The sequence below is a fragment of the Actinospica acidithermotolerans genome (assembly GCF_018139625.1).
Taxonomy (GTDB): domain Bacteria; phylum Actinomycetota; class Actinomycetes; order Streptomycetales; family Catenulisporaceae; genus Actinospica; species Actinospica acidithermotolerans.
In genome coordinates this window covers 1-13,589 of the sequence record NZ_JAGSOH010000011.1, presented here as the reverse complement: position 1 = coordinate 13,589, position 13,589 = coordinate 1, and the positions used below count along the sequence as shown (strand labels likewise).

Here is a 13,589-nt window from a genome sequence, read left to right as displayed (position 1 = left end):
CAGGAGAATGGAGAATCGCGGTGCGAATAAACCGAGGGATAAGACGGCCCTTCGGGAGCTATCATCGCCCGGTCGCGATCCTGGCAGCACTGCTGCTCGTGACGGGGCTCATCACAGTGCCACCTGCGCGGGCGGCCGACGCAAGTTTCACGCTCACCCTGAGCGCGTCGGACATCGGCATCGACGCGTCCTCCTTGCAGGAGGCCGTGAGTCAGGTCAACACGGAGGACGCCAGGGAGCACGTCAGCCTGAGCGATCAGGTCAAACGAGAGGTCGAGGAGTACGGTGGCACTGGCGCCGTGACGTCGGGCTGGGTGGAGACCGACTTGTCGGCGAGCATGACCTCCGACGGCTCCGGCGTGAACCTCACCGTGACGGGCCCAGATGTTCAGACGAACCAGACCACGTGGCAAGAGACACTCGGGGTGGTGCTTTCCACCGCGGCCTGGTTCGCGGCCAGGGGCGCATGTATCACGGGCCTGACGGTTACCGGGGTCGGGTCCGCCGTGATCCCGCTCGTCTGCACTCCGATCGGCGGTGCGACAGGGGGCTTCTTCCAGTCGGTCTGGCAGCACTATTGGGATAACGACCTCGGGACCTCGACGGCTTGGACCGATATTCTCATCAAGACGTCGGCTGGCGCTCTCTCCGGCTATCTCTGGGAGAAGTACGGCAGCCCGTTCTTCAAGACGAGCCTCCCGACGTACATAGGGAACTTCGGGCGTTGGCTGTACAACTATGTATCGCCGAGGTTCGGAACATGGTTCGGGCCCACGTTCGCCAACACCGTCAGTGCGATCGGCGAAGAGTGGATCGAGATGGAGGAGCTCCTCCCCGGCAGGGTGGTCACGTATGATTCCAACCTCCCCGCGGCGGGGCCGCTGCCCTGCGACGTGTACGACAACGATGGCGCCCCCTGCACGGCTTCGTACAGCACGGTCCGCGCGCTGTTCTCCTACTACGGCGGCCCGCTCTACCAGGTGCAGCGCGCCTCGGACAACGCGGCGGCCGACATCGGTCTGTTGGCGATAGGCGGCTACGTCGACGCCTCGCAGCAAGACAACTTCTGCAACGGCACCACCTGCACGATCACCCGGGTCTACGACCAATCGCCCCAGGAGAACGACCTCACGGTCGAGGGGGCCGGCGGGGCCGCCGGGGCGGATGGCCCCGCCAGCGCCACAGCCCTGCCCGTCACCGTGAACGGCCACAAGGCTTACGGCATCGACTTCACCGGGCAGATCGGTTATCGGGACAACAACACGACCGGCATCGCAACAAACGGTGAACCCGAGGGCATGTACATGGTGGCCAGCGGCACGCACGTCAACGACGGCTGCTGCTTCGACTTCGGCAACGCCGAGACCAACACGCGCGACACCGGCAACGGGCACATGGACGCGGTCAACTTCAGCACCACATGCTATTTCCCGCCGTGCACCGGTGGCGGCCCCTGGGTCGAGGCCGATCTGGAGAACGGCCTGTTCCAGGGCGGGAACGGGTCGAACACGGCCAACACCGGCCTGATCGGCGACGACTTCGTCACCGCGATGCTGAAGAACGACGGGCAGACCACCTACTCGCTCAGAGGCGGGAACGCGCAATCAGGGGGCCTGAGTACGTGGTGGGACGGGGGCCTGCCGGACCCTGCTCCTTCGGGTGGCGGCTACAAGCCGATGCAGCAGGAAGGCGCGATCGTCCTGGGCACCGGCGGTGACAACAGCAACTGGGCCGTCGGCTCGTTCTTCGAGGGCGTCATGACCGCGGGCTACCCCTCCGACGCGGCCGACGCCTCGGTCCAGGCCAACATCGTTTCGGCCGGGTACACCGGCGATTCCGGCGGTGCGGGCTCCGCCGCGGGGGTGACGCCGAATGCCGCCGGGCCCGCGGTGGTCCATGCCGCGGGAGCAACCGGTGCGGCAGCCAGTGGCTTCTCCAGCGTTTACACGGTGGACTCGGCCAACGGCCATTTACGGGAGAGCTACCTGACCGATATGGGCGCCGACTGGAGCACCCAGGACTTGTCGGCCGAGTCCGGGACCCCGGCGGTGATGCCGGGTACCGCGCCGGTTTCGATCGTGCATTGCGGCTACACCAGCGTCTACACGGTCGATGCCGCCAACGGCGATCTGCAGGAGACATACCTGCCGGCCATCGGGGGCAACTGGACGACGCAAGACCTCTCGGCCTACGGCACCCCGCCGACCGATGAGACTCCGACCGCGCTCGTGCATTCCGCCGGAGCGACCGGGTCGGCGTCGACGTGCGGCTTCACCAGCGTATACACGGTGGACCGCAATGGTGATCTGCAGGAAACCTACCTGCCGGTCCTCGGAGACGACTGGACGACACAGGATCTGTCGGTGAACTACGGCATTCCGCAGGTCCAGCCAGGAACCTCCCCGGTGGCGATCGTGCACTGCGGCTTCTCGAGCATTTACACCGTCGACGCGGCCAATCATGATCTGCAAGAGACGTACCTGCAGGCCATCGGCGATCCTTGGCGCTCCCAGGACCTGTCGGCCAACTTCGGCACCCCGAAGACCGACACCACGCCGACCGCGGTGATGCACTCCGCAGGGGCGTCCGGGGCGACCGCGGCCTGCGGATTCACCAGTGTGTACACCGTCGATCAGTCGAATCGGCACCTCGACGAGACTTACCTGCCGAACGCCAGCTTCCCCGGTGACCCCTGGGTCACCCAGGACCTGTCGGCGACATACGCGACGCCGGCGGTAGCGCCGGGAACGGCGCCGGTGGCCCTGGTCCACATGAACTTCACCAGCGTCTACACCGTCGACCAGGGCAGCGACCAGTTGCAGGAGACTTACCTGGACTCCATCGGCAACCCATGGAAGACCCAGAGCCTCTCGGCCGGCTACGGCACCCCGGCCACCGATCAGACCCCCATCGTGCTGTTGCACCCGGACGCCGGCGGCAACCTCGACTGGACCAGCGTCTACACGATCAACGAGCTGAACAACGACCTGCAGGAGACCTACCTGCCCAACACCGGGTTCCCCGGTAATGCGTGGGTCACCCAGGATCTGTCAGCCAAGTACGGCACCGCGACCGTCGCCGTCCAGCAATCGTCCCAGTCGAGTTGGACGGTGGACCACGACGGCTACACCAGTGCCTACACCGTCGACGGCATCAACGACTTGTGGGAGACCTACCTGCCGGCCATGGGCGCGAAGTGGGCTACCCAGGACCTGACGTCGCAGACCAAGTCCCCCGGCGTGGCGGGCGGTTCCGCGCCCTCGGCGCTGTTCCACGACGGGTTCGACAGCGTCTACACGGTCGATGACGGCAGCGGCGACTTGCAGGAGACGTATCTGCGGGCCCTCGGTGACACCTGGCTCAGCCAGGACCTGACTAAGGACGCCGGGACCCCGGTGGTCATGGCGGACACGTCCCCGTCCAGCTTGTTCCACGACGGGTACGCCAGTGTCTACACCGTGGACGCGGACGGCGAACTGCAGGAGACTTATCTGCCCGCAGCCGGCTTCCCCGGCGACGCGTGGCACACCCAGAGCCTGTCGCTTGCTTCCGGCACCCCGAAAGTCCTGCCGGGGTCATCCCCGGTCGCGATCTTCCATGACGGCTACACCAGCGTCTATACCATCGACGCGAATGGTGACCTGCAGGAGACGTACCTGTCGGCGATGGGCGGCAAGTGGATCACTCAGGACCTGTCGGCGAACCTTCACATCCCGCCCACGGTCACCACGCCGACGGCCGTCTTCCACGACGGTTACACCAGCGTCTTCACAGTCGACAGCGGCAGCGGCGACGTGCGGGAGACCTTCCTGCCGGCCATCGGCGATAACTGGACCACCCAGGACCTGACAGCCAACTACCACGTCCCGGCTGCGGACCAGGATTGGGCCACAGGCAACCCCACGGCGCCAGCCGCGCTCTACCACACCGGCTACACCAGCGTCTACTACCTCGACAAGTCCACCGGCGGTGTGGACGAGGCCTACCTGCCGGCCATCGGCGGCGCCTGGAGATTCCAGAACCTGTCGACCAACTACGGCACCCCGGCGGCCAGCCAGACCGTGTCCCCGCTCGTCCACTACGCGGCCAACGGCGGCTTGACCTGGACCAGCCTCTACACGGTCGACGAAGGGACCGACGAACTTCAGGAAACCTTCCTGCCCGGCATCGGCGGCAACTGGACCACCCAGGACCTGTTCAGCATCGCCGGCACCCCGCCCGTGTAAACGGACGTCTCACCCGCCGGCCGTGGCCGTGCCCGCCGAACCCGGCACGCGGTCACGGCCGGCTGGGTCGACGGACCAGTCGTCAAAGCCAACGGAGATCGAGGTGTTCGGAAAGCCGCGGGTCGAGTGTCCAACACAGACGGATCACGTGTCGTAGTGCGATGACGCATACACCGAGCTTGAGGAAGGCTTCGTGGATGTCGGCCCGGCGTTCGTAGCGGACCCGGAGACGGCGCATGCCGTGCAGCCAAGCGAAGGTGCGCTCGACGACGCGGACCTTGCCCAGGCCGGAGCCGTGCGGGGCGCCGCGCTTGGCGATCTTCGGCTGGATACCGCGGCGCCACAGCCTGCGACGGAAGACGGGGTAGTCGTAGCCGCGGTCGGCGTACAGGGTCTTCGGCCTGCTGCGAGGGCGACCGCGGCCGCCAGTGCGGACCCTGGGTATCGCGTCGATCAGCGGGAACAGCTGAGTGCTGTCGTGCCGGTTGCCGCCAGTGAGGCTGGCTGCCAGCGGGATGGCCCAGCCCTCCACGATCAGGTGGTGCTTCGAGCCGGGGCGCGCTCTATCGACCGGGCTTCTAGGCCCAACGCCGTTCAGTTAGGCGTGGTGGGTGCGTGTCTAGGCCTGTCGGTAGGCAAGGCAGCGGAGCTCCTGTAGAAGAGGGCTGTCACTCCAAGACATCCTCGGAACAGGGGCTCCGCTGTTGGACCAGGTTTCCACATCGCGTTCGATTCGGGTAGCGGGCGGGGCGTTCGCGCCCGGGCATCTCGGTGAGCTGACTCGTCTCGTTCCGTTCGAGATGGTCGATGACGTGCTCGAAAGTACCGGGAGGGTGCAGTCGCGGGTGCGGGTGCTGCCCGCGCGGGTGGTGGTCTATCTGCTCCTGGCCGCCGCGTTGTTCGCGGATCTGGGCTATACGCAGGTGTGGGACAAGCTGTGCGTCGGCCTCACTTCACGGCGAGCACGAGCCGGGGGCGCTTGTCCGCGGCCTCCCGCGTACGCCGTTCGGCTGCGGCGACCGTGCTGAGGATCGTGCGTGCCTCGGCGAGCAGGACGGCCCCGGCCTCGGTGAGCGTGACCTTCCGGCTGGTGCGCTCGAACAGCGCGACGCCGAACTGCCGCTCAAGCCGGGCGATGGCGCGCGAGACCGGCGGCTGGGCGATTCCCAGCCGCTCGGCGGCCTTGCCGAAGTGCAGTTCCTCGGCGACCGCGACGAAATACCGCAGTTCGCGTAACTCCACGCCCCCACTGTAGACCCGTCGGGCCGGGCCGTCGATCGATGCCGCTCGCGTATCGCCGCAGTACCGAGACGGTGTTGGCCCCCGCGCGAAGCAGGATCAGACTCGATTTCATGAGCGAGAAGGCGATCGCACTGGTCACCAGAGCGAACAAGACGACCGGTTGCCCGGTTGCCTCGCGCCTGCCGCGCCCGATCGATCGCCGTCTGTCGTCACAGGCCGATTTCGCCGCGATTCCCGGCGTGACCGGACTCTCCCGCGGCTGGCTCGGAGGAGTCCTGGACCACTGGGATGCGGACGAGGAGAGCATCGAGATCGCGCTGCTTCTGGTCTCGGAACTGGTCACGAACGCCGCGATCGCATCCGGCCGCGTCACCGGGCCGCCCGTGCCGCTGCCCGGCGAGCGCGTCTCCACGATCGTCGTGCGCGCCACCGCCGCCGCGACGCGGCTACGCGTCGAGGTGTGGGACAGCAGCCTGACACTGCCCACAGTCAAGCACGTGGACGTGGACAGCGAAGACGGCCGCGGCCTGTTCCTCGTGGAAGAGCTCTCCCATGAATGGGGATGCAGGCCGGGTGCGATCCCGCCGCGCGAGGAGCCCGGAAAGATCGTGTGGTTCTCGCTCAGTCTTGCCCGACCGCTGATATAACCGACTACTCTGACGGGATTCGTGAATGTCCAAGCTCCTGATTGTGATCGGCAGTACCGGGCCGGGCCGGGTCGGACTGCCGGTGGCTCAATGGTTCGCGGCACGCGCGGTCGCGGACGGCCGCTTCGAGGTCGAGATCGCCGATCTGGCCGAGCTCGACCTGCCGCTGTTCGACGAGCCCGGTGCGCCGTTCATGCGTCAGTACACGAAGGAGCACGCGCTTGCGTGGAGCGCGACCGTCGAAGCCGCCGACGCGATAGTCATCGTGACCGCCGAGTACAACTACGGATACCTGGCCCCGCTAAAGAACGCGCTCGACTACCTCTTCCACGAGTGGCGTCGCAAGCCGCTGGGATTCGTGTCCTGTGGCGGCATGGCGGCGGGGACCAGAGCCGTCCAGCAGCTCCAGCAGGTGGTGACGGCTCTTCAGATGGTCCCGGTGCCGACCGCTGTGCACGTCCCGTTCGTCGCCTCCATGCTCGACGACGACGCGTGCTTCGTCGCGAACGAGCTGATCGAGCAGGCGGCGGGCACGATGCTCGCCGAGCTGGAGGCCCTCAACGAGGAGCTGGCACCGCTCCGGGCCGCCATTCACTCGGCAGCCGAGGGGGTCTGAGCCATGAGTACGTTTGCGGTCACGAATGTCCGCGTCTTCGACGGCGAGACCGTGCTCGACGCGGATACAGTGAGGTGCACCGACGGTGCAATCGTGAGCGTCGGCCACGGGGCGCCGGCGGGAGTCGAGCTCATCGACGGTTGCGGTGGGATGCTGCTGCCCGGTCTCATCGACGCGCACGTGCATCCGACCGACGATGGGCTGCGCCAGGCGTTGTCGTTCGGCGTCACCACGGTGTTCGAGATGGGCGGGCCGCCGCGTAGCCCGGAGGACCGGGCGCGGATCGCTGCGGACGACGATTTGGCCGATATCCTCTCGGCCGGTCTCCCGTTGACGGCCGTGTGCGGCCATCCGAACGAACTGTTCGTCAGCCGGGAGGAGCTGTTCGAGCCCGAGGTGCCTGCCGTCCTGAGGCGGCGCCGATCCCCGGCCTGGCCGATCCCAAGGACCTGCCGGGATTCATCGCCGGTCAGGTCTACGCAGGTGCCGACTTCATCAAGCTGCTCGCCGAGGAGGGCAGCGTGCTTGCCGCGCCCGGCCTTCCCGAGCTGAGTGAGGAGGTGTTCACGGCCGCGGTCCGTGAGGCGCACGCGCACGACAAGCTCGTGGTCGCCCACGCCCTGACGTACGACGCCACCATGCGGATGCTGCGGACCGACGCCGACGGCTTCACCCACATCTTTCTCGACCGGCCGCCGACCGACGAGATCGTGAACGCCATCGCCGAGGCAGAGGTCTTCGTCATCCCCTGCCTGGTCCTCAACCGCTCGATCACCGGAACGACCGGCGAGGACCTGGCGGCCGACCCGCGCGTCTCCCTCCGCCTGGACGAAGCCTGGCTCCGAGCACTGAACGGCTCGTTCAACACATGGCCTGAGGGCGACTTCGAGTTCTCACTGCAGACCGTCGCCGCGCTTCACCGTGCCGGAGTGCCCATCCTCGCGGGCACCGACGCCGCCGGACCCGACGAGCACCACGGCGGCCTCGCCCAAGGAGCCAGCCTGCACCACGAACTGCAGTTCCTCGTCCGCGCGGGCCTCACTCCGGTCGAAGCCCTGCGCGCCGCGACGTCCGTGCCCGCGAGTTACTTCGGCCTCCACGACCGCGGCGTCATCCGCCCCGGAGCACGCGCCGACCTCCTGCTCGTCCACGGAGACCCGGCCAGCACGATCTCCGACACCCCCGCCACGACAGCACGCAACTGTTCGCTCTGCTCGACGCGATACCCCGGGTGCGCGGACGTGGCCGCGGGCGCCCCCGCAGCAAGCCGAAGACCGTGTACGCCGACCGGGCCTACGAATTCCCGGTCTTCCGCCGCAGGATGCGCCGCCGCGGCATCCAGCCGAAGATCGCGAAGCGCGGTGCGCCGCACGGCTCGGGACTGGGCAAGGTCCGCTACGTCGTCGAGCGCACCTTCGCCTGGCTTCACGGCATGCGCCGTCTCCGAATCCGCTACGAACGCCGCGCCGACATCCACGAGGCCTTCCTCAACCTCGGTGTATGCGTCATCGCACTACGACACGTGATCCGTCTGTGTTAGAGCTTCTAATTCATGAAGATCATCTGCCTTGAAGAGCACGTATCCACGCCGCCGCTGGTCAACGCGTGGACTGCGCGTTCCCTGCGATTCGGCGGGGGACCGCTGCGCGACAAGCTCGCGGATCTGTCCGAGCTCCGTCTGGCCGACATGGACGACGCGGGCGTCGATGTCCAGGTGCTGTCTTTGTCGGCACCCGGACTCGAGACGCTGCCCGCCGCCGAGGCCGTAGCCCTAGCCGTCGACGCCAACGACCGCATCGCCGAAGCCGTAGCCGCTCACCCCGACCGCTTCGAAGGCTTCGTCAACCTGCCCACTCCCGACCCGGCCCGGGCCGCCGCGGAGCTGCGTCGCGGCGTCGAACAGCTGGGCTTCCGCGCCGGCTTCATGTTCGGCCGAGTCGGCGAGCGCAACGTCGACCACCCCGCCTTCGACGATCTGTGGGCCACGGCCGCGGAGCTCGGCACGCCCATCTACATTCATCCCTCCGAACCGCCTCGCGCCGTCAAGGACGCCTACTACTCCGGCCTCGGAGACCAGGACGCCGACTTCATGTTCTCCTCGGGAGCCATCGGCTGGCACTACGAGACCGGCATCCAACTGCTGCGCCTGATCTACGGCCGCGTCTTCGACCGCCACCCCGACCTCCAGGTCGTCGTCGGCCACTGGGGCGAGCTCGTACTCTTCTACGCCGAACGCATCGCTCTGCTCGACCGATCGATGCGCCCCTCTCTAGACCGACCGCTGATGGATTACCTGCGCCAGAACGTGTCCTACACGTCGAGCGGCATGTACTCGCAGCGGTACCTCGAGTGGACGATCGACCTCGTCGGCATCGACCGAATCATGTTCTCCACCGACTACCCGTACATCCCGACCATCGGCGGCGGCGCCTCACGCGCGTTCCTGGAGAAGACGCCACTCCTCAGTGATGACGATCGGCGCAAGATCGCCTACGGAAACTGGGAGAAGCTGACCGGCAAGGTCAAGTCTCCCGCCTCCTGAGGTAGACAGGTCGACATGCAGACGACCCGCGCGCATTGAGCGTGCGGGCCGTCGGCGTACCGCGATTCACGCGTCACATGAGCCTTCGACCGTAGAGGCGCACCCGAGCGCCGCGGCCGGATAGCTCAAGAATCGAGCGAGGCGGCGATGATCTCATCGGCGACGAAACGTGCGACGCCATCGGGATAGGGCGACGGAAGCCCGAGGACGATGTGCCGGAAGCCTGCTTCGGTCGCCTGGGCAACCATGTCCCTGGTTGCGTCTGGACGACCGTAGAAGACCGGCAGCACGATCGAGCGGGTGATGGCGGAGGGATCGCGTCCGATCTCGGTGCAGTAGCGGTCCAGCCGCGCACTGCGCTCGATGGCGTCTTCGATCTCGCCGCCCGGCATGTTCCATATATCGGCGTGCTCGGCGACCACCCGCAGCGTGGCGGACGAGCGACCGCCGATCAGGATCGGCGGGTGGGGCCGCTGGATCGGCTTGGGGTTGCCGAACGCGCCGGTGAGGCGATGGTGCGCGCCGGCGAAGTCGAACGGCGCCGGCTCGGTCCACAGCCGCCGGATCAGCGCGCAGGCTTCGGCGAGGCTCTGCACCGCATCGCCGGAGTCTTCGAAGGGCAGCCCGTGTGCCTCGTATTCGCGGCGAGCCAGCGGATGGCCGGGTCGTGAGCCGACGCCGATGCCGAAGTCGAGGCGGCCACCGGAGACGATGTCCACGGTCGTGGCGATCTTGGCCAGCAGCGCGGGCGGCCGGAACCGGTTGCTGGTCACCATCACGCCGAGGCGCAGCCGCCGGGTGTGCGCGGCGAGGGCGGAGAGCAGCGTCCAGCCCTCGTAGGCCGGACCGTTCGGGTCGCCGCCGATCGGCATGAGGTGGTCGAACAGCCAGGCGTGCTCGATCTCGGGGATCTGGTCGGCCTCGTGCCAGACCCGGAGGATGTCGCGGTACTCGACCTGCGAGGGCGCGGTCATGATGCCGAAGCGCGCAGTGGGCTGTTGCGTCATGGGGCGTTGCGACCTTTCACGATCGGCGGTGCCGGCAGGGGCGTTTCCTACCGCCTGCCGGCACCGTCTGTCCGGAGACGAATATCAGCTGCCGCCTACTTGCTCTGCACCTTGCCGAGCGGATCGGCGTCCTCATCCAGCGCGGCGGCCGCCGCCTTCCAACTCGTGTCCTCGGGCGAGAGGGCGCTGCGCAGGAACGCGGTGCTCAGTCGTTGGAGCAGGGCCACGCGCGCCGGGCTCTCATCCGTCGTCTCGGCGACCTCGTAGCCGGGGATGCCGCCGAGCGAGTGCTCCGCCCCGTATAGCGTGAGCAGGCTCTTCGGGCCGGGGCTGTACGTGTAGGGGTCGGTGAACCAGTCCGGGCCGCGGGTGGAGAGCTGCGACTGGTCGTGGTCCCCGGCGACGATGAGTGCCGGGGCGTTCATCCCGTCGAACGACGGCCGCATGAACGGCAGGTGCTCGATGGCGAACGGGGTCAGGCTGTCACCCAGGCCGGTCAGGGCGAGCAGCACCCCGGCCGTGACGCGCGGGTCGGTCATGTCCTCGCCGGGTACGCCGTCCGCGTCGACCACGCGCGCACCGAGCAGGGTGCTCGCCGTCTGGGCTCCCCAGGAGTGGCCGGCCACGGCGATGCGGCTGCGGTCCACGCGCCCCGCGAGTCCTGGAACGGAGGACTCCACCGTGTCGAGGCCGTCGAGCACGCGGACCAGGTCCTCCACCCGGATGCGCCAGATCCGCGGGAAGCGGGGATCCTCGTGCGGCATGCCGATCGACCTGGAGTCGAGGTGGGTCGGCTGCACGACGACGAAGCCGTTGGCCGCCCAGTAGTCGGCCAGCGGGGCGTAGCCGTTCATCGACCAGCCGAACCCGTGGGAGAAGACCAGCACGGGCAGGTCGCCGCCGGTCGCGGGTGCGGAGACGCGGACCTGGAGGTCCTCGCCGCGTCCCGGAGCCGGCAGGATGACCGGCTTCGCGGATATGACCGTCGTGGTCGCACTCGCGTTCGCGGTGTTGGAAGCGGACATGGAAGTGCCTTCTTTCAGATTCCTTGCGTTCCCCGGGATGGCGGGATCGGCGTCGTTCATCGCCGAAGAGTAAACGGAACGCTGTTCCGACAACGATACGGAACGATGTCCCGTTTTTCAACCCCGGAACCCGCAACCGTTGAGCCGCGCCGCGTTCAGCTCGGTCGGCGCAGTCCGGCGACGAGGAAGTCGACGAGGCGGCGGGCGTCGTAGCGCGGGTCGCTCTCGGCGCCGATGCAGAGGTTTCCGACGCCGCGCATGAGCTCGTAGGCCTCGAGGTCGGGCCGTATCTCCCCGGCGGCGGCCTCGCCGATCAGGCGGGTGCACACGGGTAGCAGGCGGTCGAGGAAGTGGGCGTGCAGCGCTTCGAAGCCGGCCTCGTCCGATCGGAGGGCTGCGGCGAGTCCGTGCTTGGTGACTAGGAAGTCGACGAACTGGTTGATCCAGCGGGCGAGCGCGGCGTACGGCGTCGGGCTGCTGGCCAGCAGGCTCGGCTCGGCCTCCGCGAGCGCTTCGATCTGGTGCCGGTAGACGGCGATGATCAGGTCCGCCCGGGTGGGGAAGTGGCGGTAGATCGTGCCGGTCCCGACGCCCGCCCTGGCCGCGATGTCCCGCACCGGCGCATCCACGCCCGCCTTGACGAAGACCGCGGCCGCCGCGTCGAGCAGGGTCTCCTGGTTGCGCCGGGCGTCCGCCCGCCGCGGTCCCGCCGCTCGCGCCGTGTCCGCGCTGCCGTCGCTCACCGCGCCCGCACCGTCCTTCCCTTGCACCGATTGCTATCCGGAACTTCGTTCCGTATTGTTATCGGAGCGAGGTTCCGCTTGCTCCATGATGCCAGAGCGCGGAGCCGACGCCGACTGTAGCCTCGGGAATAGGAGTAACTACCTTGTCCACCTGGACACCGGAAGCCCTCGCCAGCATCGCCGCGACCGACGACTTCCACGTTGCGCCGTACCGGGAGGACGGGGTGACCCCGGGAACATCGATCTGGGTATGGTCGGTCGTCGTGGGCGACGACGTGTTCGTCCGGTCGGCCACCTCGGGGTCGCGCTGGTTCGCCGCGCCGTTCGCGAAGGCGGCGGCCTGGTCCGCACGCAGCAGTACAGCGGGACGGTCGCCTTCGATCTGGTCGTCGACGAGGCCCTCAAGGATCAGGTCGACGAGGCGTATCGCGCGAAGTACGCGGGTGATCCGTATCTTTCCGCGGACCTGCTCGAGCGATCGCGTCATCAGATCGCGCGGGTGCGTCCCGTCGCCGACCTCGCCTGATCCCGCGTCACCGCACGCGTGCTACGGCGGGCTCGGGGCAGCGGCCCCGAGCCCGCCCTTTCGCCGGGTGGTTCAGCGGCGGCGCAGCGACGGGTCGGTCACGGCGGGCGGGGTGTAGTTCTTCTCGGCCGGCGCGAGGTCGGTTCCCGGGGTGACGATCGCGTCGATAGCGTCCAGCACGTCGGTGGAGAGCACGGTGTCGGCGGCGGCAACCTGCGAGTGCAGGTGCTCCATGGTTCCGAAGGAACCGATCTTGCCGGCGCGCTGCAGGTCGGTCAGCGGGGAGAGGGTCTCCTCGTCGCCGGTGCGCGGGTCCCAGCGGTGGATCTGGTAGAGGTCGATGTGATCGACGCCGAGTCGGCGCAGGCTCTCGTCCAGCGCAGTGACCAGCCAGCGTCGCGAACTGCCCTGGCGGCCGAGCCCGTCACCCATCGGCGGGCCCGCCTTCGTGGCCAGCACCACCTGGTCGCGGCGGCCGGCGACGGCCTTGCCGACCATCTCCTCCGACTCGCCGCCGCTGTAGACGTCCGCGGTGTCGATGAGGTTGATTCCGGCTTCGAGGGCGGCGTCGAATATCGCGGTGACCTCGTCTTGGGTCGTGCGTCCGATCGAGCCGAAGTTCATCGCGCCGAGCGCGAGGGAGCTGACCTGGATGCCGGTGGTGCCCAGTGTGCGGTACTGCATGACCGTGGTTCCTCCATGGCGGACGAAATAAACGGAACAGAGTTCCGCCATGATATGGAACTCTGTTCCGCTTGGCAATCTGGGCCCGGGGCTAGGGGGCGAGGCGGCCGGCGGTCTCCGCGGGCATCGGAGCGGTCAGTGCGGCGGCCAGCATTTCGATCAATCGATCAACCGCGTCTGGCGTCGGCGACGAACCGCTGGCGGCTAGGGACTGTTCGTAGTTCAGATCTTTGATGCGGTTTGCTGGGCGAGTGGTCGTGGCTGGTAGAACTCGGGTGTGGCGCGTTTCGATGTGACCGATGCCGAGTGGGCGTTGATCGAGCCGTTCCTG

Annotated in this window: 11 protein-coding genes and 5 pseudogenes; 9 read left to right on the top strand and 7 right to left on the bottom strand. The window is 67.9% G+C overall.

Translation table 11 applies throughout. From position 1 onward, the window contains the following. Positions 1-818 precede the first annotated feature (818 nt). On the top strand, positions 819-4,226 hold the full coding sequence (locus KDK95_RS06540; protein ID WP_212517174.1) for an arabinofuranosidase catalytic domain-containing protein: 3,408 nt from the start codon (positions 819-821) through the stop codon (positions 4,224-4,226). Positions 4,227-4,308: 82 nt separating this feature from the next. Here KDK95_RS06540 and KDK95_RS06535 read toward each other — a convergent pair. Continuing rightward, a pseudogene (locus KDK95_RS06535) lies at positions 4,309-4,812 on the bottom strand (IS5 family transposase); the annotation flags it as partial. A 79-nt stretch (positions 4,813-4,891) separates the two neighbouring features. On the opposite strand from KDK95_RS06535, the pseudogene KDK95_RS06530 reads away from it, so the two are divergent. After that, positions 4,892-5,176, top strand: a pseudogene (locus KDK95_RS06530) (transposase domain-containing protein); the annotation flags it as partial. A 1-nt stretch (position 5,177) separates the two neighbouring features. Here KDK95_RS06530 and KDK95_RS36735 read toward each other — a convergent pair. Next, positions 5,178-5,468: pseudogene (locus tag KDK95_RS36735) on the bottom strand (LysR family transcriptional regulator); the annotation flags it as partial. A gap of 110 nt (positions 5,469-5,578) precedes the next feature. On the opposite strand from KDK95_RS36735, the gene KDK95_RS06520 reads away from it, so the two are divergent. The 6 genes and pseudogenes from KDK95_RS06520 to KDK95_RS06500 all read left to right on the top strand — a co-directional run bounded on the left by KDK95_RS06520 (position 5,579) and on the right by KDK95_RS06500 (position 9,273). Further along, positions 5,579-6,115 (top strand): ATP-binding protein, encoded by a 537-nt coding sequence (locus KDK95_RS06520; protein WP_212517109.1) that lies wholly within the window; start codon positions 5,579-5,581, stop codon positions 6,113-6,115. 25 nt (positions 6,116-6,140) lie between these two features. Continuing rightward, entirely contained in the window at positions 6,141-6,731 is a 591-nt protein-coding gene (locus KDK95_RS06515; protein WP_212517108.1) for an NADPH-dependent FMN reductase, read from the top strand. Positions 6,732-6,734: 3 nt separating this feature from the next. Beyond that, a complete protein-coding gene (locus KDK95_RS06510) occupies positions 6,735-7,283 on the top strand; it encodes a hypothetical protein (protein WP_212517177.1) in 549 nt (182 codons plus the stop codon). Beyond that, positions 7,253-7,843, top strand: a pseudogene (locus tag KDK95_RS35575) (amidohydrolase family protein); the annotation flags it as partial. The gene KDK95_RS06510 and the pseudogene KDK95_RS35575, both read left to right, overlap by 31 nt. A 74-nt stretch (positions 7,844-7,917) precedes the next feature. Next, positions 7,918-8,271, top strand: a pseudogene (locus KDK95_RS06505) (transposase); the annotation flags it as partial. A 12-nt stretch (positions 8,272-8,283) separates the two neighbouring features. Beyond that, positions 8,284-9,273 carry an amidohydrolase family protein gene (locus KDK95_RS06500; RefSeq protein WP_212517107.1) on the top strand — a complete coding sequence of 330 codons (990 nt, stop codon included), beginning with the start codon at positions 8,284-8,286 and terminating at the stop codon, positions 9,271-9,273. A gap of 125 nt (positions 9,274-9,398) precedes the next feature. Here KDK95_RS06500 and KDK95_RS06495 read toward each other — a convergent pair whose 3' ends face one another. The 3 genes from KDK95_RS06495 to KDK95_RS06485 all read right to left on the bottom strand — a co-directional run bounded on the left by KDK95_RS06495 (position 9,399) and on the right by KDK95_RS06485 (position 12,048). After that, positions 9,399-10,280 carry an LLM class flavin-dependent oxidoreductase gene (locus KDK95_RS06495; RefSeq protein ID WP_212517106.1) on the bottom strand — a complete coding sequence of 294 codons (882 nt, stop codon included), beginning with the start codon at positions 10,278-10,280 and terminating at the stop codon, positions 9,399-9,401. Between the two features lie 95 nt (positions 10,281-10,375). Then, a complete protein-coding gene (locus tag KDK95_RS06490; RefSeq protein ID WP_212517105.1) occupies positions 10,376-11,305 on the bottom strand; it encodes an alpha/beta hydrolase family protein in 930 nt (309 codons plus the stop codon). Positions 11,306-11,460: 155 nt separating this feature from the next. Next, positions 11,461-12,048, bottom strand: a complete 588-nt coding sequence (locus tag KDK95_RS06485) for a TetR/AcrR family transcriptional regulator (protein ID WP_212517104.1) — start codon at positions 12,046-12,048, stop codon at positions 11,461-11,463. Positions 12,049-12,272: 224 nt separating this feature from the next. On the opposite strand from KDK95_RS06485, the gene KDK95_RS38150 reads away from it, so the two are divergent. After that, entirely contained in the window at positions 12,273-12,692 is a 420-nt protein-coding gene (locus KDK95_RS38150; protein ID WP_372463273.1) for a hypothetical protein, read from the top strand. Here KDK95_RS38150 and KDK95_RS06475 read toward each other — a convergent pair. Beyond that, complete coding sequence (locus KDK95_RS06475; protein WP_212517102.1) at positions 12,647-13,258, bottom strand: aldo/keto reductase; 612 nt, start codon at positions 13,256-13,258, stop codon at positions 12,647-12,649. The two genes, KDK95_RS38150 and KDK95_RS06475, sit on opposite strands and share 46 nt — an antisense overlap. A 91-nt stretch (positions 13,259-13,349) precedes the next feature. Next, on the bottom strand, positions 13,350-13,589 hold a 240-nt coding region (locus KDK95_RS06470; RefSeq protein ID WP_212517101.1), incomplete at its 5' end, for a hypothetical protein.